Raw genomic sequence first — 21,859 nt, 5'->3', positions numbered from 1 at the left:
TATGGACAATAAAACCATCATTGCAGTTGTGCTCTCTTTTCTTGTCATCGTCGGATCACAGTATCTCTTCCCAGGCGAACCTCAGAAAGCCCCGGAACAAAAGCCTGCTGAGCAGCAGCCGGCACCGGCAATAAAAGATCCTGCACAGAAGGCAGCCCCCCCAAAAACAGTTGCAGAGACTATTGCTGCTGATGAGAAAGAAGTTACTGTGGAGAATGATCTTTTCTCTGCGGTATTTACCTCTCGCGGCGGCACGATCAAGTCATGGACGATTAAACCATATAAGGACAAGGCCGGCAAGGATGTTGTGCTGCTGGGAAAACCGGGGATTGTCCCTGCCGCCGGCATGGGGACAAGCAGTTCCTTTGATCTTGCAAACGTCAACTTCTCCGTAATCGGCGGACCCCTGAAGCTTGATACTACGAACAAGACAGGAACGCTTGTTTTTGAGTATGCAAAAGAGGGCAAGTCAGTCAGAAGGACCTATACCTTTTCATCTGATACATATCAGGTTGATCTTACCGATGAGGTTTCCGGTTTTCCTGAATATTGGATAACCCTGGGAAGTGATTTCGGCATATATGAGAAGGATGACTCTATCCATGTCGGGCCGACCGTACTTACCGGCTCGGACCTCAAGGATCTGAAAGCCAAAGATCTGAAAGAACCGAAGGTCTTTCATGAGAATCTGAAATGGATTGCGCAACAGGACAAGTATTTCTTTGCGGCGCTCGTGCCGGCAGGTCCTGTTGAAGAGGCAAAGGCATTTCTGGTGCAGGATTCTCCCGTCGTTGCATTCAAGGCGAAAAGCGGTTCAATCAAGTTTCATCTGTATGCAGGACCTAAGGAGGATGGCAGGCTCGCTGCGCTTAATATCGGGCTTGAACATGTAATTGACTTCGGATTCTTTTCGATCGTTGCGCGGCCACTCTTCTGGATACTCAAATTTTTCTACCAGTTCCTCGGCAACTATGGATGGGCCATCATTCTGATTACCATTGTGACAAGGATCCCTTTCATCCCGCTCATGACGAAAAGTCAGAAGTCCATGAAGAAGCTTCAGGAAATCCAGCCTTTGATGAATGAGATCAAGGAGAAATACAAGAAGGATCCCCAGAAACAGCAGGCAGAAATGATGGCGCTTTATAAGAAGCATAAGGTCAGCCCATTGGGAGGCTGCCTGCCGATGCTCCTTCAGATACCGGTCTTCCTTGCACTCTATCAGGTTTTACTGAGGGCTATTGAACTGAGAGGCGCGCCGTTCATGTTCTGGATCACTGACCTGTCGGGCCCTGATACGCTCTTTGGTCATATCCCGGCAATTCTGCCTCTCGTCGGAGGGTTGGCCTTAGGTCCCCTGCCGCTGCTCATGGGTGCGACCATGTTCATTCAGCAGAAGATGACGCCCTCAACCATGGACCCGACCCAGGCAAAGATGATGCTGATGATGCCGCTCATCTTCACCTTTGTCTTCCTGAATATGGCATCAGGTCTGGTCCTTTATTGGCTTATCGGCAATATACTCGGTATCATTCAGCAGTTCTTTGTCAACAGAAGCCTCGCAAACGAACCAGCTCATTAATTCCACGTTGCATTCAAACGCAAACTGCGTTGGCTTCGTCGTCAGCTCCTCAACATACACAACAGTATGCCTGCGTTGCTTCCTCCTTGCCGCCTTGTTATCATTTTGAATGCAACGTGGAATACGTCAAGACCTACAGACTTTTTCACCTGATCTCATATAATACAAGCATGCCTATCAATGAAGGAGTTATGAGCAATAAATCATGAATTATTCTGACGATACGATAGCTGCCATATCGACTCCTGTGGGTCAGGGAGGGATTGGCATTATACGCCTGAGCGGGCCTGATGCCGTTTCAATTGCGGACAGGATCTTTCGCTCAAAAAACAATGAAAAGCCTTCATGTGCTCCATCTCACAAAATGCTCTATGGCCATATTGTCGAACCCGCTGACCAACGTCTGGTGGACGAGGTTCTCCTTGCCGTAATGCGTGCGCCAAACACATACACGCGCGAGGATGTTATCGAGATTAATTGCCATGGCAGTATCGTCTCCGCAAGACAGATACTTGAGATCGCCCTGAGTCAGGGAGCAAGGGTAGCAGAGCCCGGAGAATTTACAAAGCGGGCGTTTCTTCATGGCAGAATAGATCTAAGCCAGGCAGAGGCGGTAATCGACGTTATCAATGCAAAGACCAATGAAAGCATGAGAATAGCCGGCGAGCAGCTCAGAGGCGGACTTGCCGGGAAACTCTCTGAAATACGTGAGAGGCTTATAGAGATAACTGCCTTTGTAGAGGCGTATATCGACTTTCCTGAAGATGAGATTGGGACAATCTCAAAAAAAGAGATTGAGAAAAAACTCTCGGACGTAGGCGGGGAGATCAGGAGACTGTCGGACACGTTCAATGAGGCGAGGTTCTTCAGAGATGGGCTCTCTGTCGCTATCGTGGGCAGGCCGAATGTCGGCAAGTCATCGCTTCTGAATACCCTGCTTCAGAAGGACCGCTCAATTGTCACGGATCTGCCCGGCACAACGCGCGACCTGATTGAAGACTATCTGAACATCAATGGCCTGCCTATCAGGATCATGGACACCGCAGGTATTCGCAGCTCTGATGAGATTATCGAGCGGGAAGGGATCAGGAGAAGCATACAGGCACTGTCGCAGGCTGATTTTATCGTTGCCATGTTTGACGGAAGCGAGCCATTGAGGCAGGAGGACCGGGATCTTCTTGCCCTTATCAGGGATAAGAATGTTGTGATAGCCATCAGCAAGGCGGATCTGCCGCAGAAGATATCACTGGATGAGAGTGCTGCTGAAGGGATGCAATACCTCTGTCTCTCTGCGGTCACTGGCGATGGAATCGAGAAGCTCAAGTCTGTTATCTTCGAATCAAACCTTCTTGGATGGAAAGAAGAACGGGAGGGCGTTGTGGTCACAAACATCAGGCATAAGGCTGCACTGGACAGCGCAGCTGAATCGCTCGGAAGAGCCGTCAGCCTTTTGTCAGGGGATAACCCCCTTGAACTGTTCTCTGTCGAGATGAGGGAAAGCCTTGACCGGATCGGCGAGATAACCGGAACCATTACCACCGACGAGATACTGCAGAAAATATTCAGCAGCTTCTGTATTGGAAAATAAAGGCGTCAACGGCCGGGATTGAGGCTCAAAATCATGATGAAGGGCAGGGTATGAGAATAATATGACACCACAGGATACGAAGATCGTTTATGTTATCGGACATAAGAACCCGGACACTGATTCCGTCTGCTCCGCAATAGGCTATTCACACTTCAAGAATATAACAGACAAACGGTTTCTCTTTACCCCTGTCCGTGCCGGCAAGATCAATGAGGAGACGAAGTTCGTTCTCGAGCGGTTCAAGGTACCGGTGCCGACTGAAATGGAGAGTATTGCCGCAACGGTAAACGACCTTTCGATGAAAAAGCCGATTGCGGTTCGTGAACAGGACTCCGTGCACGAACTGGCACTGCTGATGAAGAACAGCGGCGTCCGGGCGCTCCCCGTCGTTGATGACAGCCAAAGGGTTTCAGGCATCGTCGGTCTCAAGGACATTGCAAGCCATTACATGGAGAGTGCCGGTTTTTCTGACTTATCCCATGCACCCATTAGCCTCGATATACTTATCAAGACCCTTGGTGGCCGGGTTATCTGTAATGCAACGCGAGTACAGCTGCTCACCGGGAGGATCCATACGGCGTCGATGCAGAAAGGTACGATTCTGAACAGAATACGTCCCGGAGACGTCGTCATTATCGGCGACCAGCAGGATATCCAGCTCGATCTTATCACCTCGGGCTGTTCAGCGCTGATTGTTACCGACGGCATGCCGATCGGAAGTGACGTGGCAGCTGCAGCGCAGGAGCACGGCACGTTGCTGATATCGTCACCCCATCAGGCATATGCGACGGTGCAGCTTATGACCATGTCCGAGCCTGTTGCATCTATTATGTGCTCGCGCACATCTGAGGTCGGCCTCTCTACACCGATATCTGAACTCAGGAAAAAGGTGCTCGAATCAGAATACCGCTCTGCAGTGGCCATAGACGGGGACCGCCGCCTGATCGGGTTTATCACGCGAACGGATCTCCTCAACCCTGTGCGGAAAAGGGCGATCCTTGTTGACCATAATGAGGTATCACAGGCTGTCGACAATATTGACGAGGCAGAGATCCTTGAGATCATCGACCATCACCGTGTCGGAGATATTTCGACCGTGGCGCCTATCTATGTCTATAACGACCCGGTCGGCAGTACATGCACGGTCGTTTCTGGCATGATGTTTCTCTGGCAGGTGAAGATACCGAAGGAGATCGCAGGGGTGCTCCTTTCCGGCATCCTCTCAGACACACTTTTACTCACACTGTCGACTACGACTGAACGCGATTGCCAGGCAGCGGCCCGGCTGGCAGAGATCGCCGGCATATCGCTTAAGGAGTATGGCAAGGAGCTCCTTCATGCCAGCATTAATATAGAGGGGAAGACAACAGCGCAATTGATTGCAGCAGACTTTAAGGAATTTCTTGTCGGCGGGAAAAAATTAGGGGTTAGCCAGATGATGGTGTTGGACTGTGAAGAAATAGACTGGATAGAACAGGACCTGCTGAACGAGCTGGAGCATATAAGATCTGCTGGTGGCTATGACCTTACCGTGCTCCTTATCACAAATCCGCTTCTTGCGTCCTATGAGCGGGTTCTTCTCAAAGGCGAGATATGGATTGTCGAGAAGGCCTTTCATGTAAAGGTCGAAGACGGCAAATGTATACTGCCGCGCGTAATGTCGAGAAAAAAAGATTTCATTCCGGCACTCGGTCAGGCGCTGAGCATGGGGAGATAACATTACGCAGTCGGCACGGACCCTGAGCTTGTTCTGCGCCCTCAGGATATAGTAAATTAAGAGCAGTCATTACCATAAGGAGAGAAACCATGGCTAAAGCAGCGAAGAACGTGACTCCAAAGAATGTCAAGAAAGCCGCAGCAAAGCCACCAGTGACAGTGTCGGCAGTTCCGGCATTTACAGCCAGGCCCGCAAAAGAGATAACGGCTACGTTTCTGGACAGTACCGGATTGACGGCAAAAGTGGCAGCCGCGCTTGCAGCGGAGAATGTCAACATACTGGCCGGCACCGGCTATTCGGCCAGCGGCATGAGCCGTAAAGCTACCTTTACTCTGATCGTTGACGACCTTGTAAAGGCAGAGAAGGCCCTCGACAAGATCGGCGCTGATGACATACAGGAGTCGTCGGTTATCCTGGTGGAAATGGCAAACAAGGTTGGAGCGCTTGAGAGGATATCAGAGATCATCGCGGATGCCGGCATTAATATCTACTATTTTTATTCCACTACCAGCTCCGGGAAGACGGCGACCTGCGTGATCAAGACGGCAGACGACAAAAAGACCATCAAGGTTCTTCACGCAGCCTAACACCCAATACTGGCGCCTTGAGGTCCTTCTGAGAGTCTGCCTTAATTCTGCTCCGAAAAGAAGGGGAAGTTGCCTTACCGACGGGCGGGCATGTATAGTTTTCTGAGTCATGAAAATCACCGGACGGCTGCGCGGGCGTGAAAAGTTTGTGAGGTTCCTCAGGGAGCGGTTCTTTCTCCGCTTCCATATGTCGCTTATCCTCGCCGGGACAGCCCTTTCTGGTCTTATCGTGAGCTGGGCCCTGCTTCATCTGCAGCTCAGCAGCATGCTCATCAGATATCCCCTTGCAGTGTTTTGTTCCTATCTCGCTTTCTTCGGTTTCCTCAAGCTCTGGCTCCTCTATATGACGTCTTCCGGCAGCGGTAAAGGAAAAGGGAAAGGGAAAGGGGACAGCTTTATTTCGAATGCCGATATCGTAAACATCATTCCGGATGGCCTCCCGACCGGAGGGGACTCATTGACAGAAAACCTGTCTTTTGGGGGCGGCGGGGGACAATTTGAGGGGGGCGGTGCATCAGCCTTCTTTGAGCAGGGGGCGCTGCCGGATGCTGTTGCCTCAGCATCCAAATCATCAGGAAATAGCGTAACCGATGCGACAGGGAAAGCAGTGGCAGGAATATTTGATGTGGAGGATGCCGGCATACTTCTTATCATTCTCGCACTGATTCTTGCCGTTGTCTTCGGAGCTGCCTTTTATCTTGTCTATGCAGCGCCTGCAATACTGGCCGAGGCTGCATTTGATTTCCTTCTCGCTTCAGGCCTTGTCAAGAGCATGAAACGCATGGACAATCCTGACTGGATAGGCAGTGTTTTGGGAGCCACGGTTATCCCCTTTACGATTGTGTTTTTTATGGCTGTTGCAGCTGCGGGCATTGCACATTCTGTAGCGCCAGGCGCAACAAAGATGTCCGCGGTAATTCGAATTCTGCTCGCCCGATAAGTATGAAGAGGAAGCGTTATCTGCCAACAGGTCAAAATACGTCTGTATTGTGAATACCTGACTGATAGTTCAAACACCTAACCGCGTGCCGTTCCATGTCATAGATCATATAATCTTCGGTCTCTTTTAATTACACTATATTAATGGGAAAGATCGAACGGGCCTACGTGCGGCATCTGCGCTACACGGTGCAGTGGGGAATAATTCTCTTTCTGCTCTATGCAGGCTATCGCTTTTTTGTCTTCACTGACCATTTCCTTGCTATGGAAGCGCTGCCGGCAGGAGGCGCAGAAGAGGTATTAAAGAACCGCTTCCCCGCAGTTGAAGGTTTTCTTCCTATTGGCGCGCTTATGGGCCTTAAGCTCTGGATCATGGAAGGCGTATTCGACCGTATCCATCCTGCAGGACTTGTCATCTTTGCCTCAGCCATTGCCATGGCCCTTGTTCTGAAAAAAGGGTTCTGCGGATGGATATGTCCTGTGGGTGCTCTTTCTGACAGCGTCTGGAGACTCGGTAAAAAGATCTTTGGCAGGAATTTTTCTGTTCCTCGATATGCAGACTATGTCCTAAGGTCCGTAAAATACCTTCTCATGGCGTTCTTTATCTATGTGATTATTAGTAAGATGCCTGCGCCCGCGATCTTGCATTTCCTTGAGAACGACTACTACAAAATAGCAGATGTGAAGATGCTCTTCTTTTTCACAGAGATGACAAGAACGACAACGATCTCCCTGTCTCTGCTCTTTGTCTTTTCTCTGTTTTACCGGAACTTCTGGTGCAGATACCTTTGCCCCTATGGGGCACTTCTCGGATTGCTGAGTATACTGAGCCCGCTCAAGATCAGGAGGGATGAAGAGGCATGCATTCATTGCAGGAAGTGCACGGAAAACTGTCCGTCTCTTTTGCCGGTGGAGACGCTGAAGCAGGTGAGATCTCCGGAATGCACCGGATGCCTGACCTGCGTAAGCCATTGTCCGGCTAAAGGCGCGCTTGATATTGCTCTGCCAAGGAGGAATGCGTGGCATCCACTTCTGTTTGTCTGCCTGATCATCGCTCTTTTTTTTGGGAGTATTACGATTGCCAAGCTGACAGGCAGATGGGAATCCTCAGTCTCTTATCAGGATTACAGACGGATCATTCCTCAGACCGGCCACCTTGATCACCCGTAAGCTGAGCCGCGGGATATGATTTCTGATGAGCATCCCCGCGCTCAGTTCTTAATTCCGAAGGGAAGAAAAAGGGAGGCTTTGGTCTGCGTTTTGTGCCAGCCTGATCTGTTTTTGCGCCTGCAAAACCTTGGTCGCATACCAGGAAGCGCCCCCCACGTAACGGATCAGCGCCAGCCTGAGATCGCTTGTTTCCGACATATACGTTGCAAGCACATGGGCACCGGCTGCGATATTGCCCGATATATTGTAAAGGTCGTCTCTCTCCCGTATGATGCCTTGCTCCTTCAGTTCTTTTACCCATACGCCCGGCATTATCCCCATAAGGCCGATTGCACCCTTATCGCTTTCTGCATTGGGGTTAAAGTTGGACTCCACGAGACAGATGGCGAGGATCAGGTCCCTGTTGCCGGTAACTGCGGCCGCGTTGTAGATTTTTGCTAATACCTGCTCTGGTACGGCAGAGTTCTCTGCCATCCAGTCCAGAACCCTCTTTTTTGCAGCCTCGTCACTGCCTGTGCGGAGAGATGAAAAAGAGAGCGTGTGAGCCAATTCTCCCGGTATAATTACCGTATATGCAGCTGCAAGGCCTATCATCGCAACAATAATCAAAAAAACAAATGGCATCAGCAATATCCGCTTAGTTTGTGCATCCACCGACTTCTCTGTCATAGCTGTTAACATACATACCTCCTCAAAACCTGTTCCTAAAACAATTACATTGGCCATAACGTTCATAACGTTACATCCTTGTAAACCCCTGGTTTATTATTGAATTGGCTGCATTTGAACATATGGGAAAAAACGTGATGAGCCCGGGTTGTTTTAGGGAAGATCTGATTGATTTGTTGTATAACTATTGAACCACACGAGGGGGGCTTTGTCAACTATTCAGGGCGAAAAAAGAGGCAGGATGCCGGATTTAGTGATAAGCTGTGTGCAGAAGAATATCTGCCGGCCTGCTCCGGATCAGTCGTCGCACCTGCAGGGATAGTAGATCTTCAATGCGGTCTGGATCTTTTCGAGAGCTTCTTTTTCGGTCTTGCCCTTCATATAAAAACCAGGGAGTTCTTTTGCCTCGGCAATCCATGTGTTGTCATCGTTTTGGTAGATGATAAATTCTCTCATACCTGAAATATACCATATTTGAGTTATGCCAAATCACTGCTTTTGTATTACAATACCGAAAAAGATGTAAGGAGAGATTAATCTGGACAAACTTGTTATTAGAGGCGGCAAAAGACTGAAAGGAACTGTTACGATCAGTGGATCGAAGAACGCTGCGCTTCCGATCATGGCTGCAACCCTCCTTGCACCCGGCGAACATATACTCCGGAATGTCCCGCATCTCAGGGATGTATCTACCATGGGCCGCCTCATTGCAAACCTAGGGGCAGGTTTTCACCTCGAAAAGAACAAGGCAATTCTTGACTGCTCAAAAATATCGCATTTTGAAGCTCCCTATGACCTGGTCAGCACCATGCGTGCATCTGTTCTTGTCTTAGGTCCGCTTGTCGCCCGCCTTGGCAAGGCAAAAGTGTCACTTCCCGGCGGATGCGCAATCGGTGCACGCCCCATAGACCTGCACCTGATGGGGCTTGAAAAGATGGGGGCGGTCATAACGCTTGATTCAGGGTATGTGATTGCAAAGGCAAAGAAACTGAAAGGTGCGCACATTTATTTTGATATCCCGACCGTGACCGGTACCGAGAATTTGATGATGGCCGCAACGCTGGCAGAGGGCAGGACTTTTTTAGAGAACGCTGCACGCGAGCCTGAGGTGGTTGACCTTGCAGATGCCCTTATTTCGATGGGAGCGAAGATAAAAGGTGCGGGGGAGAGTCTCATCGAGATCGAGGGGGTCAGGAAACTGAAGCCTCTCAGGCATACGGTCATACCGGACAGGATAGAGACAGGCACGTTTATGGCGGTAGCAGGCATAACCGGAGGCGATATTACGATTAAAAACTGCAGGCCTGATCATCTCGATGCGGTGATCAACAAACTGACGGATACCGGGATTGTCTTTAGCCCGGTGAGCAAGGGTATCAGGGCGATCGGGCCGCAAAGGCTGAAGGCTGTGAGCACAACAACCATGCGCTATCCTGGGTTCCCGACTGACATGCAGGCCCAGCTCATGGCTATGATGTGTATGGCCGAAGGCGCAAGCGTGATATCCGAGAAGATATTTGAAAACCGGTTCATGCACGTTGCAGAACTCAAAAGGATGGGTGCTGATATCTCGATCGAAGGCGGTATTGCAACGATCAGAGGCGCAAAGAAGATAAAGGGCGCTCCGCTCATGGCAACTGATTTGAGGGCTAGTGCATCGCTTATTGTGGCTGCTCTTGCGGCAGAGGGAGAGACGACCATAAAGAGGATATATCACCTTGACAGGGGATACGAAAGGATCGAAGAAAAATTAAAGAAAATCGGGGCAGAGATTACCCGAGAAAAAGAATAAGTCCTGTAACGAGGTGACATGAAAGACTTTGTCGCGGCTGCGCAGATGACTACCTGTTCCCACCGGGGAGAGGGGAAGGCCTGCCCTATCAGCAAAACACCGTGCCTTGGCGAGTGTATCTATGCGAACATTCTTGATGATATCAGCCTGGGCATCATAGGCTTTGATATCTCGAAGAAGGAAGTATTTTTCCAGAATAAGCTGGCCATTGAAATATTCCGGGGCACCATAAAACCGAAGGATTACGATGCACTGGTCTCTCTTCTGCTGTCGGACATCGAAATTCCGTTTCTGTCTGCCAACCTCGTGGAACCGCGCAGCCTTCGATATGGCAACAAGTTTATCGGCTATACTATTTATCTTATTTCGGATACCTACCTCTGGCTGTATGTGACGGACATAACGGAAAGGACCAGACTGCAGGCGATAGCAGAGGCTGTGAACACCATGGATAATCTCGGCTATATTTTTTCCGGCATAAGGCATGAACTGGGCAACCCGATAAACTCTATCAAGACAACACTTGCGGTATGCAAGAAGAATCTTCCAAGCTATTCGAAAGAAGCGGTAAACGAGCTTCTCGACCGGATGCTTTCGGACATCGGCAGGGTTGAAATCCTTTTGAAAGACCTCAAAAACTTCAGCATGTATGAGAACCCTGAATGCCGGGAAGTCCATGTCGCATCCTTTATGAACAATCTTCTGGCCATGGTCGAACGCGACTTCAGCACCCATAAGATCAGGATCAAGACTTTCTTCAGACCTGATGCCGAATATGGCCTGTTCGATCCGCGTGCCTTGCAGCATGTAATGCTGAACATACTGGTCAATGCATCGGATGCGCTCCAGGATATCGAATCGCCAGAGATCAGTATCAGTACGCTCAGGGCAGACAGCAGGTTTGTCATCAGGGTAAGGGACAATGGCCGGGGAATCCCAGAAGAGCAGAAAAAACATCTTTTTCAGCCTTTTTCAACCACAAAAAGCCATGGGACGGGTCTGGGACTGGTGATTGTAAAGAAGATGATGTTTAAGATGAACGGGACGATAGAAATCGAAAGCGCAGAAAATGCCGGGACAACGGTCACCCTGAGTCTGCCTGCAGATAGCAGCGCCAATGCATAAAATAAAGAGGAGCATTCTGATCGTTGATGACGACAGAAATTTCTGCATGTCAGTACAGGAATATTTTAAGGCCGATGATACCGTGGTATCTGTCGCGCATACGGCCGCGGAATGTATTGCTATCTGCGCAAAAATACGGGTTGACGTGCTGCTCCTTGATCAGAAATTGCCTGATGCCGAAGGCTATACCCTCTGTCCGACTATCCTGAATTTTAATAGTCAGACAAAGATAGTTTTTACTACTGCCTTCCCGAGCTTTGATAATGCCGTAGAAGCGGTCAGGGGCGGGGCCTTTGACTATCTCTCAAAACCCTTTGAACTTGAAGAGCTTGGGCTTGCCATAGCCCAGGCCATGAGGGTCCTCGGCCTTGAAAAGATTGAGCAGTTTCAGAATTACCGTTCAGACAAGGAACGCGAGGAACATCTGCCTGTTGGAAACAGCACGGCAATTGCAGAAATCCATCGGCTTATCAGCCTTGCTGCCGATGCTGATGCGCCAGTGCTGATCACTGGCGAAACCGGATCAGGGAAAAATATTGCTGCGCGCTCGATCCATTATGGCGGCCAGTACAGGCACAGGCCGTTTATCAGCATCAACTGTGCTGCCCTTCCTGAAAGCCTGATCGAGGCCGAGCTCTTTGGGCATGAAAAAGGTGCATTTACTGGAGCAGTCACAACGAAAAAAGGGATGTTTGAGATGGCAGAGGGAGGAACGATCTTTCTTGATGAAATTGGCGAGATGCCTATAGCACTTCAAGCAAAGCTTCTGGGCGTTCTTGATGACGGGGCATACCGCAGGCTTGGAGGTACGGCACTTCTTCAGGCCCAGGTAAGGGTAATTGCCGCCACGAGTGTTGACCTTGAAAGGGCCATAGGAGCCAGAACATTCAGGGAGGATCTTTATTACCGCCTTGGGGTCATTAAGATGCATCTGCCGCCATTAAGAGAAAGAATAGAAGATATTGCGGCGCTTTGTGAGATTCTGATCTCGAAAGTTGCAAAAGGGAGACCTCTCAGGCTTGCGGACGGTCAGATCGAAAAGATGATGCGGTATAACTGGCCCGGCAATGTGAGGGAACTGAGAAATATTCTCGAGAGAGCAGCTATCCTGCAGCAGGGAACTGAGCTGAAACCGGCTGAGCTTCTTACGATTAGACCGAAAAAGGCAGAACAGACTTTGAGGCCAGCTGAGCAAAAATCTGCAGCAGGTTCGTCTTCAACCCTTACAGACATGGAGAAAACCCATATTCTTTCTGCAGTCGCGGAACATGCAGGCAACTACAGCAGGGCAGCCCGTGCGGTCGGCATATCCCTTTCTACCCTGAAGAGGAAGCTGAAGAAATACCAGATGGAATAGCGGTGAAGATGGGGTGAAGTGTGGTAAAGAATACAGCCATATCAGTATAATAAATACTTACGGCTACTGGGGATACAGGGAGACCATCTATGGGACAGGAACACAGAAAATTCAAACGATTCGCCACCGATATCATGAAGATCAACGGGAAAATGATGTTTGCAAGTACGGTTGATATTATCGACATCAGTCTTGGCGGTATTTCGCTACAAATCGACCGGACGCTGAAAATGGGCAGTGAATATATGCTCCGGATTGAAACAAAAGACCGGTCCATATCGGTCAAGGGGGCCGTTATCTGGTCTACGCTCAGTGGGAGCAGAAAAACAGCAGAGGGAGACGTTGTACCGCTCTACTCGGTCGGCATGAGATTCGACGATCTCGCCAGTGAAAAAATCAATACCCTTATAAAATTTATTGAGTCATATAAGGCAGAGAAGGATTCCGTAGAGCTCCACAGCCTGAGTGGTCTCAGGGTTAACATGAGATTCCATGTCGTTGCAAACGGCAAATTCATCCTGACTTGTCCGGAAGACTTTTCAGTCAAAAAAATCAGTCTGGGAGGCATGCTCATCGAAAGTGAAAATGCCCTTGAACTCGATCAGCAGTGGCCCATGGAGATAACCCTTCCGGGAGACAGTGAAATCAGTTTTGCAGGCCGGGTAGCCTCTTGCATACCGATTGAAACTGCAGAAACAAAACGGTTTGCTATCGGCGTTGAATTTCTGAATATGCCGGAAGAAAATACCGAAAAACTGACCGGATTTATCGGTACGCTTTCGTAGCATCACTCATTGTCACCTGCGGTCGCTTTAGCTATTCGGGCTTACATTTCCTTTCCCATGCAGCAAACAACAATCTGTTTCATCGGCAGGATGATTTAAATCATAGCGGATATCGGCAGGCTGTTTTATACTTAGGTCATAAGCCAGACCAATGACATGGCAGATATCAGTATAAAGGAGGCAACAAAATGGGAGAAGGATGCGGATGCTCAGGTATGAAGCCGGTGAACTTTTCGGATAAGAAGGAAACTGCAGCAGTGTCAGGAGACGAGTGTCCCGAGCTTCAGAACTGGCCTATTCAGTTGAAGTTGATAGGGACAGGAGCCCCCTATCTCAATGATGCCGACATTCTGCTTGCCGCAGACTGCACAGCATTCTCTGCTGTCGGGTTCCATAGCAGATTCATCAAGGGGAAAAAAGTTATCATCGGATGCCCGAAGCTCGATAACGCTCAGGAGTATTTTCAAACGTTGACCGATATGTTTAAACAATTCTCGATCAAGAGCGTAAGTGTCGTCCGGATGGAAGTCCCCTGCTGCGGAGGTCTTGCCTATATTACTCAGCAGGCGATCAAGAATTCGGGGAAAGACATTCCCTATAGCGAAACGGTTATCGGGATAAAGGGAGATATCAAGCAGGAAGGCATGACGCCGATGATCCCTAAGCTACAGCCGGTATAGAAGATCTGGTTCCTGATGCACAGAGAAAGGGCTGGAGGAGATATCCCCGGCCCTTTGCTATGTCACCGTTACAATGATATTTTGGGGGAGGTTCTGAATGAGTTCTTCGAGTGCGACGGTAAGATCAGCCTCTATTTTTGACTCTGCCGTCACAATGATCTGATAGTCGTCGTTGCCGAGGATGGGATAGGAGCCGAACGTAACGCAGTCATTTTTTGCAACAACAGTGTTAAGAATCGCTGCAATGTCGGCTTCATTTGCCCTCAGATAGATCCGTTTCAAAAAAAATGCCGATGTCCTGAAGCGCTCCCTGACAAGGTTGAACTTCTCCTGCAGATAGCGGGGAATGCCCGGGAAGATATAGATATTTCGGAAGACCACCAGAGGGAAATTGTTGGTTGCAAATTCGATGACCTCAGTGCCTTCAGGCACTTCAGCCATTTTCATAATCGCATTGTTTACCGCTTCACCATAGCGCTCGTGGAATCTTCTTTCAAGCACCGGATGCCGTATGAGTGGTACACCGAAGGCCTTTGCAACGCCTGACATGGTGATGTCATCATGGGTCGGGCCGACCCCCCCAGTGGTAAAGACGAGATCAAAGGACTCAGAAAAAAGCACAGCCTCTTTGCTGATCATCTCAAGGTCATCGGGGATTACGGATATGCGGACGAGGCTTACGCCAAGGGCTCGGAGTTCTGTTGCAAGGAAAAAAGAGTTCTGGTCCTGAGTCTTGCCCGACAGGATCTCATTGCCTATGATGATCAGTCCGGCTGTCCTGATAGACGCCTGATCGCAATTTATCATAGTCATAATGTATCAGAAAATCGCTGAGAATGTCTCAGGATTTTCAGATGGCAGGGAGCAAAAAACAGACCGAGAGAGGTCAGGCCTTTTTTTCGGGGGGCTCGATAATGAAATTCATCCAGATCAGGTTGAAAACATCACCATAATTTTTGAGATAGTCCTGCATGGTTCCGTCAGGGTTCACATTTTTAATGTAACGCCTGAATTGTTTATTAACATAGGCAAGGACCTTTTCTTTCTGACCGGGGGTGTAGGGATAGACAGAGGCGCTCATAACATCGATATTGTCGAGTTTGAAAAGCCGTGTTGCGAACAGATCGCCTTTTTTCAGGCTCTGCGTGAGCGATTTCTCTTTCAGCTCAGCTTCCCTGTCAAAAAGAATATCTTTGAGAATGACTTTTTTATCCGTGACAACAGAGGCGACCTCATAGAGGCTTATTACCGAGTCTTTTGCCTTGCGCAGAAGATCGATTGCCTGATCATCAAGATCTTTGGTATCCCTGAGGAAAAGGTCAATATAGGTATCGCCTTCTTCATTGATCTTATGGTCAAATACCATCCAGTCTTCAAAATTGTGGAACCCGAGCATAAGTGCACTGCCGGCCAAAAACTCATCAGGAGTTTCCCCATCCCAGAAATAGCTGTACGCCTTGTCTATGGCTTCAGTATGGTTAATCCTGACATACTCAACGATATCGTTAAAAAGTTCCTTTAGCTGTTTTGCTTCTTTTCCCATGTCTCTATCCTTATAAAAAGATTTTACCAGTATCTGACAGGACCGACATCAATATGCACGAATTCCCGATATTTCCCAACGCCGCCTGCATAAAAAGATTTGGCGATCCCCGAAAGGGTATTTTTACTCAATCCGCTGACCGAAAAATCGATAGCCAGCCCCTGCATATGAAAACTGTCACGTGCGACCTTTCTGCTCCTGGTCCGCAGATATTCATTATAGGCGGCAGAACGGTATCCTGATATTATTTCGATGCGCCGGTCCTTATGAAGCCGGTCTTTTATGTCGCAGAGCAGGTCAAGAACCCCTGTGCTGATCGGCTTTACCTCATCAGCATGGTGACACCGCATAAGCCGGTTAATTTTTCCGAGTGCTTCATAGTCATAGGACCCATCAGAAAAATACGTAACATCAAGGCTCTCATCCGTATGGACGTTATAAAGACTTAATGTTCTTTCGGAGGGAACGCTTCCAACTGCCTTTGTATAGGGGTATAGAACTGCAACAGCAGCCAAACCCTGTATAAATGTTCTTCTTGATATCATAGTGTTACATCCTCGGCAATGCCTGATCGTTCTTTCAGGACCTTTTCCACTTTTAGCCAGTCTACCTTGTTGGCAGCACCGGTTTTCTCAAGTTGCGTCTTCGCCTCTTCCTTCAAGTTTTTGATCCTGCGGTAGAAATCCTTGTGAACTTCGAGGAAGACCCGTCCCTTGTCAGAGACAGCGGCTTTGACAGGCATATATAATAACTCACCCGGCGCATCCGGCTCAACTTCTTCGAAGAACTTTTCCATGTTTTCGGGAAGTACGCGTATGCATCCGTGGCTCCTGTACTGGTTGACTGACGCCGGCTTGTTCGTTTCATGGATCATGATGCCGGGCAGCGAGGTTTTTATTGCGTATCTGCCGAGCGGATTGTCCGGTCCGGGCGGTACTGAGGTGATGACCTCTTTCCCTTCCAGTTCCATCTCTTCCTGTATCGAAGGGGGAACATACCATGTCGGGTCTTTCTTTTTTGCGATCACCTTGAACTTTCCGATTGGCGTTTTCCAGCTTGAAGATGTTTTTGACGTGGGAAGCCCCATCCCGACAGAAAAAGACCGCACAAGCCGGCTGTTTTTAAAAGAATAGAGGGTCCTGTCCGGGACATTGATGATAATTCCACTATCGATCATTACGGGAACGATCTTCCGCGTATTGATCTTCAGTTCCTGGCCTGGCTGGAGGCGTTTTTTTGTGTCGATATTATTATCCTTTGCGATCTTCCACCAGTACACACCTGTACGTGCTCCGACAAGCTCAATCGTATCTCCCTTTTTTATTGTATAGACGCTATCGCCGCCGATGATCATGCCTGCAAATGACGAGTGAGGCAGAATGAGCAGAAGTAACAATAAAACGATTATCTTGAAAAGCGGAGAAAGCATAGGCGACTAATGTTCTGTTTCTTTTTCGACGTCATTGTGCAAGACGCCGATAGTGGACCTTTCAATATCTTCAAGCATCTCCGTCCGGGCTTTTTCAAGACGGTCGCCAGGCAGATTTAATTTCCGGCTGATCTGCTCAAGAGGAATCTTTTTTACGAAATGCTCCTCGGCAATGAGTACCTTCAACACATCGTCCAATACATCCTGTTTCAGGAACTCATCATCGATCTTGACCGTGGCGCTTGCACTATCAAAATCAAATCCTTTTGCCAGACCTTCTTTTATCCTTGTCAAAGCATTCATATAGGTTTTTTCAGCTTCTGATAAAAAAGCATCATCTGGCAGCCCATCAGACCATTTTTCAGGCATAATTCCCCCGGGATTTCTGAATTGATTATCCTACCATAGCGACAGACAATAAAAATAAGCCCTGCTTTCCGATGTTCGTGAAAAAACAGGGCTTTTCATGCGAGGAGCAGAATAGAGTGATAATATTGGCGGTGCTAAACAAAGAGGACAGGCTGCCATCTGTCCTCTTTATTTTGTAGACTCTACTTTTACGGCGCACGGACTGGCTGTGCCGTTTTCAGGATAGTAGAGCAGGGTGTTTACACGACCATGCGGGAAATGCGTTGATGAAAAAACCGTTCCGGCAGGGACAGCGTCGGTTATTTTGGCCTTCAGGTAGATCGTGCCTCTTCTTGAGGAGACCTTTACATGACTGTTGTCTGATACACCGAGTTTGGTCGCATCTTCTTCATTGAGTTCAAGGTATGCCTCAGAAACGACAAGATCGAGAGACTTTGAGCGCGTAGACATGCTGCCTGAATGCTGAAGCACATCCCTGACTACCAGCGCCAGTGGATACTCGGCCGAAGGGATTTCTCCTGCCAAATAGGGTACTGCGTGAAAGGCCATTTTGTCCGCAGGCTTCTTCTCTTTGAGCACCGTATTCGCTATTTCCTCAGAGAGGCCCTCAACACTTCTCGTTCCTATCTCCTTGCCCATCGCAAGCGCAAGGTTTCTCAATATCTTCCAGTCCGGCATGGACAGGCCCGGCGTCTCAATGATCCGCTGGAGCTTCTGGCTGATGCCTTCAGTATTAATAAATGTCCCATCTTTTTCCGACCAGCCTGCGGCAGGAAGCACAATATGTGCAAGCTTTGCGGTTTCGGTAAGTGCAATGTCCTGTACGATCAGCAGATCAAGGGATTTGAGCACAGACAGGATCCTTGAGCTGAAGGGATATGCTGAAACAGGGTCTTCGCCCATGACGAAAAGCCCCTTAACAGCACCCTGCTCATAGAGCATATTGAAGAAATCTTTTGTTCCTGCCTCAGGTGCAATCCCCATTTTGGTCATGCCGAGGGTGTTGGCATATTCCGCCGGTATCTGAAGGGTTTCCGGTTCATCGCCAAGGAGCAGCACAAGATTTGCAACTGCAAGCACCATGTCCATCCCTTTGGTGTTTTCAGAAACATTTACGGTTAATGAGATCATGCGGCTTTTTGCCTTTGCAAGAGTTTCAGCTGTTTCGGTAATCTCTGTTTCAGATACGCGTGTTATTTTTGAAACCTTGTCCGGGGTATAGTCACCAAGACTTTTTTCGAACGTATCAAATCCCTCAATTTTCGAAACGACCTGTCTGTTGAAAAGGTCTTTATCAATGATAACCTTCATCAGGCCGTTTATGAATGCCACCGATGTGCCGCTTTCCGTCCGGAGATGAGAGCTGCAGTGGCGTGTCAGTTTTGTTTCACGAGAATCTGAAACGATCAGTGTTGAACCTTCACGCTTTGCCTTGAGGATATTCAGGCCAAACACGGGGTGGGTAGCGCTGATGTCAGATTCAATGACCATTATGACATCTTTGCCCAGGGGGTATTTCATGTCAATGGTGTGAGATGTTGTGCCGAAGGCCATAGACAGGGCCTGCTGGACCCTCGAGTATCCAAACGCAGCGGACGAATCAAGGTTGGCAGAGCCGATAACAGTGCTCATGAACTTCCTGAGCATGTAGTTGTCCTCGTTAGTGCAGCGGTGGGAGCCAAGCGCACCAACTGCATCTTTTCCATGAGCAGCCACAATTCGGGTCAGGCTGTCGCCTGCATACTTGAGGGCTTCATCCCATGTTGCGGCAACAAGCTCACCATCTTTTCTGATGAGCGGTGTTTTCAGCCGGTTCTCGCTGTAGATGTAATCGACGCCGAATCTGCCTCTTCCGCAGAGGTTGCCCTCACTCCTGCCGTTGTCTTCTTTTGCGCGGGATCTCAGAATTTTGCCTTCCCGGGTGCCTATGGTAAGTGTGCAGCCGCATCCGCAGAAGGGACATATCGTATCTTTTTCTTCAAGGAACCAGGCGCGCGCCTGGAACTTCATGGGCTTGCTCAGAAGGGCGCCTGTGGGGCAGATATCAATGCACTGTCCGCAGTAGTCACATTCAAGGATTTCTCCGAAGGCAGGCTGAACGACGGTAGGAAAACCTCGGCCGATAAGGCCGAGAGCACCGCGTCCCTGGTGCTCGGCGCATATTCTCACACACTTGCCGCAGAGGATGCACCGGTTGGCTGTGAGCTCTACAAGGGGCCCCCTCACATCTGAAGGCATGGCTTTCCTGTGGCGGATAAATCTGCCTTCAGGTTTGCCATACTGAAAGGCCATGTCCTGAAGATCGCACTCTCCTGCTTTGTCGCAGACCGGACAGTCAAGCGGATGATGCACAAGCATAAGTTCCAGAACGGTCTGACGAACTTTTTTCAGTTTTGGTGTATCGGTCTTGATCACCATGCCTGCTGCTGCCGGCGTTGAACATGAGGCGAGCAGTCTCGGGTTGCCCTCCTGCTCAACAACACAGATCCTGCATCCACCGTATGGTCTTAGTCTCTTGTCATAGCACATATTGGGGATATTGATGCCGACTTTTTTTGCTGCAGCGAGGATAGTGGTGCCTTCCTCGACAGATACGTTCTTATCATCAATGATCAGTTCAATCATTTATTTCTCCTCCTTTTTGCCTGCTGAGGCTTTTTCGAGGAACTCATTTGGATCGCCTTCAAAGCCCGCAGGGAGGATCCTGATAGAGTTGAATTTGCAGGTATCATAGCAGGATCTGCAATGTACGCAGAGTTCCTGGATGATCTTATGAGGCACCTTCTTCTCGCCGACTATTGCCTTTGCCGGGCATGCCCTGAGGCATGCACCACAGGCCTTACAGAGTTTTTCATCGATCATGAATGTTGTGAGGCTGCGGCATACGCCTGCTTTGCACCATTTCTGATGGATATGAGATTCATATTCGTTTTTGAAATATCTGATCGTAGAAAGGACCGGATTGGGGGCCGTCTGACCAAGGCCGCAGAGTGATGTTGTGATGATGTCCCTGCTCAGGTCCTCAAGCGTTTCAATGTCTCCTTCCTTGCCTTTCCCCTCGGTGATGTCAGTGAGCATATCGAGAAGAATCTTTGTGCCGACCCTGCAGGGCGTACACTTGCCGCAGGATTCGTCAGCCGTAAACTCAAGAAAGAATTTTGCCGTGCCGACCATGCAGGTATTGTCGTCCATGACAACCATGCCGCCTGAACCGACGATTGCTCCGGTTGCCATGATGTCTTCATAGGTCACGGGGATGTCCAGAAGATGTTCCGGTATGCAGCCTCCTGACGGGCCGCCGAGCTGTACGGACTTGAACTTTCTTCCTTTCCTGATGCCGCCTCCGATGTCGTAGATAATCTGCCTGAGAGGGATGCCCATAGGCACTTCGACAAGGCCGACATTATTGACCGCTCCGGTGAGGGCAAATACCTTGGTGCCTGCGCTCTTTTCCGTACCTGCGGTCCTGTACCATTCAGACCCATTGAGAATGATAGGTGCTATCTGTGCAAGGGTCTCTACGTTGTTCAGCACCGAAGGCTTGTCCCAGAGCCCCTTGACTGCAGGGAAGGGAGGCCTTGGCCTTGGCATGCCTCGCTTGCCTTCAAGGGAGCGCATAAGTGCAGTCTCCTCGCCGCAGACAAATGCTCCTGCTCCGAGATAGATCCCGAGTTCAAAGTCAAAGCCGGTGTTTAATATGTTTTTGCCCAAAAGGCCCATTTCGGTTGCCTTGTCAATGGCCATCTGCAGTCTCTTGACTGCAAGGGGATATTCAGCCCTGACATAAATATATCCGTAGTTTGCTCCGATAGCTTTTGCACCAATGATCATTCCCTCAATGACAGAGTGAGGATCAGCCTCCATGACAGACCTGTCCATGAATGCACCGGGATCGCCCTCGTCACCATTGCAGAGCATATACTTTATTTCTGATGGTACCCGTGAGGCGAACTCCCATTTAAGTCCGGTAAGGAAGCCTGCACCACCCCTGCCCCTCAGACCGGAGTCCTTTACGGTCTTGATAATATCTTCTTTTGTCATCGTAAGCGCTTTTGCTGCTGCGAGATACCCGTCACGCGCTATATATTCATCTATGCTTTCCGGATCCATAAAGCCGGTGTTCCTCAATACGCGAAGTTCCTGAAGATTCATGAACGGCATATCTTTCTTGGCAGGGAGGGCCATTGACGAGACAACGTTGCCCTCGGCAAGATGTTCCTTCACAATCTTCTGGGTCTTTTCACTGTTGAGGTCACAATACTTGACCGGCTCAGATCCCGGCTGCTCAACCGTCATGATCGGTTCTCTGCCGCAGAGCCCTGCGCATCCTGATGTTGCGATCAGGATGTCTGCAAGGCCGCTCTTTTTCACCTCTTCAACGAGCGTGTCCATCACCTGTTTTGCGCCTGCGGCAAGTCCGCAGGTGCCCATATGGACTGTCACCTTTGTTTTATACTTGCCGCTGTCAGGTCTGAAAGCCGCCTTGCTCTTTTCATGGAGCGTTTTAAGATCTTCTATATTCAGTTT

Annotated in this window: 20 protein-coding genes; 11 read left to right on the top strand and 9 right to left on the bottom strand. The window is 49.3% G+C overall.

The features are described 5' to 3' along the window. Nucleotide 1 precedes the first annotated feature (1 nt). The 6 genes from yidC (at nt 2) to HZB31_02735 (ending at nt 7,583) form a co-directional block, all read left to right on the top strand. Nucleotides 2-1,582, top strand: a complete 1,581-nt coding sequence (yidC, locus tag HZB31_02760; protein MBI5846859.1) for a membrane protein insertase YidC — start codon at nt 2-4, stop codon at nt 1,580-1,582. A gap of 205 nt (nt 1,583-1,787) precedes the next feature. After that, nucleotides 1,788-3,170: a tRNA uridine-5-carboxymethylaminomethyl(34) synthesis GTPase MnmE gene (gene mnmE, locus HZB31_02755; protein MBI5846858.1), complete on the top strand. Its 1,383-nt coding sequence runs from the start codon at nt 1,788-1,790 to the stop codon at nt 3,168-3,170. Nucleotides 3,171-3,231: 61 nt separating this feature from the next. Next, a complete protein-coding gene (locus tag HZB31_02750; protein ID MBI5846857.1) occupies nt 3,232-4,887 on the top strand; it encodes a putative manganese-dependent inorganic diphosphatase in 1,656 nt (551 codons plus the stop codon). A gap of 89 nt (nt 4,888-4,976) precedes the next feature. Then, a complete protein-coding gene (locus HZB31_02745; GenBank protein ID MBI5846856.1) occupies nt 4,977-5,474 on the top strand; it encodes an ACT domain-containing protein in 498 nt (165 codons plus the stop codon). Nucleotides 5,475-5,583: 109 nt separating this feature from the next. Next, the gene (locus HZB31_02740) at nt 5,584-6,414 is read left to right on the top strand and encodes a hypothetical protein (GenBank protein ID MBI5846855.1); all 831 of its coding nucleotides are present in this window, start codon (nt 5,584-5,586) and stop codon (nt 6,412-6,414) included. Nucleotides 6,415-6,557: 143 nt separating this feature from the next. Then, the gene (locus HZB31_02735) at nt 6,558-7,583 is read left to right on the top strand and encodes a 4Fe-4S binding protein (GenBank protein ID MBI5846854.1); all 1,026 of its coding nucleotides are present in this window, start codon (nt 6,558-6,560) and stop codon (nt 7,581-7,583) included. A gap of 48 nt (nt 7,584-7,631) precedes the next feature. On the opposite strand, the gene HZB31_02730 is transcribed toward HZB31_02735, so the two are convergent. Both HZB31_02730 and HZB31_02725 read right to left on the bottom strand, forming a co-directional pair. Then, nucleotides 7,632-8,264 (bottom strand): lytic transglycosylase domain-containing protein, encoded by a 633-nt coding sequence (locus tag HZB31_02730; GenBank protein ID MBI5846853.1) that lies wholly within the window; start codon nt 8,262-8,264, stop codon nt 7,632-7,634. Between the two features lie 285 nt (nt 8,265-8,549). Further along, nucleotides 8,550-8,708 carry a type II toxin-antitoxin system HicB family antitoxin gene (locus HZB31_02725; GenBank protein ID MBI5846852.1) on the bottom strand — a complete coding sequence of 53 codons (159 nt, stop codon included), beginning with the start codon at nt 8,706-8,708 and terminating at the stop codon, nt 8,550-8,552. Nucleotides 8,709-8,790: 82 nt separating this feature from the next. Between HZB31_02725 and murA the strand changes: the two genes are divergently transcribed. The 5 genes from murA (at nt 8,791) to HZB31_02700 (ending at nt 13,991) form a co-directional block, all read left to right on the top strand. Continuing rightward, nucleotides 8,791-10,044, top strand: a complete 1,254-nt coding sequence (gene murA / locus HZB31_02720) for a UDP-N-acetylglucosamine 1-carboxyvinyltransferase (GenBank protein ID MBI5846851.1) — start codon at nt 8,791-8,793, stop codon at nt 10,042-10,044. A gap of 18 nt (nt 10,045-10,062) precedes the next feature. Continuing rightward, nucleotides 10,063-11,169: a HAMP domain-containing histidine kinase gene (locus HZB31_02715; GenBank protein MBI5846850.1), complete on the top strand. Its 1,107-nt coding sequence runs from the start codon at nt 10,063-10,065 to the stop codon at nt 11,167-11,169. Then, on the top strand, nt 11,162-12,526 hold the full coding sequence (locus HZB31_02710; protein ID MBI5846849.1) for a sigma-54-dependent Fis family transcriptional regulator: 1,365 nt from the start codon (nt 11,162-11,164) through the stop codon (nt 12,524-12,526). Before HZB31_02715 ends, HZB31_02710 begins: the two co-directional genes overlap by 8 nt. 89 nt (nt 12,527-12,615) lie before the next feature. After that, nucleotides 12,616-13,311 (top strand): PilZ domain-containing protein, encoded by a 696-nt coding sequence (locus HZB31_02705; protein ID MBI5846848.1) that lies wholly within the window; start codon nt 12,616-12,618, stop codon nt 13,309-13,311. Nucleotides 13,312-13,499: 188 nt separating this feature from the next. Then, nucleotides 13,500-13,991: a hypothetical protein gene (locus HZB31_02700; GenBank protein MBI5846847.1), complete on the top strand. Its 492-nt coding sequence runs from the start codon at nt 13,500-13,502 to the stop codon at nt 13,989-13,991. A gap of 57 nt (nt 13,992-14,048) precedes the next feature. Here HZB31_02700 and HZB31_02695 read toward each other — a convergent pair whose 3' ends face one another. The 7 genes from HZB31_02695 to nuoF all read right to left on the bottom strand — a co-directional run bounded on the left by HZB31_02695 (nt 14,049) and on the right by nuoF (nt 21,856). Then, a complete protein-coding gene (locus tag HZB31_02695; protein MBI5846846.1) occupies nt 14,049-14,804 on the bottom strand; it encodes a competence/damage-inducible protein A in 756 nt (251 codons plus the stop codon). Between the two features lie 73 nt (nt 14,805-14,877). Then, nucleotides 14,878-15,534: a hypothetical protein gene (locus HZB31_02690; protein ID MBI5846845.1), complete on the bottom strand. Its 657-nt coding sequence runs from the start codon at nt 15,532-15,534 to the stop codon at nt 14,878-14,880. Between the two features lie 23 nt (nt 15,535-15,557). Next, nucleotides 15,558-16,079 (bottom strand): YcbK family protein, encoded by a 522-nt coding sequence (locus tag HZB31_02685; protein MBI5846844.1) that lies wholly within the window; start codon nt 16,077-16,079, stop codon nt 15,558-15,560. Continuing rightward, a complete protein-coding gene (locus tag HZB31_02680; protein ID MBI5846843.1) occupies nt 16,076-16,963 on the bottom strand; it encodes a L,D-transpeptidase family protein in 888 nt (295 codons plus the stop codon). Before HZB31_02680 ends, HZB31_02685 begins: the two co-directional genes overlap by 4 nt. Before the next feature lie 6 nt (nt 16,964-16,969). Further along, entirely contained in the window at nt 16,970-17,332 is a 363-nt protein-coding gene (locus tag HZB31_02675; GenBank protein MBI5846842.1) for a hypothetical protein, read from the bottom strand. Between the two features lie 168 nt (nt 17,333-17,500). Then, on the bottom strand, nt 17,501-19,957 hold the full coding sequence (gene nuoG, locus HZB31_02670) for an NADH-quinone oxidoreductase subunit NuoG (GenBank protein MBI5846841.1): 2,457 nt from the start codon (nt 19,955-19,957) through the stop codon (nt 17,501-17,503). Continuing rightward, complete coding sequence (gene nuoF / locus HZB31_02665) at nt 19,958-21,856, bottom strand: NADH-quinone oxidoreductase subunit NuoF (GenBank protein ID MBI5846840.1); 1,899 nt, start codon at nt 21,854-21,856, stop codon at nt 19,958-19,960. Nucleotides 21,857-21,859 lie beyond the last annotated feature (3 nt).

It is taken from the genome of Nitrospirota bacterium, from assembly GCA_016235245.1.
Taxonomy (GTDB): Bacteria; Nitrospirota; Thermodesulfovibrionia; order Thermodesulfovibrionales; family UBA6898; genus UBA6898.
This window is presented reverse-complemented; position numbering and strand designations above follow the sequence as displayed.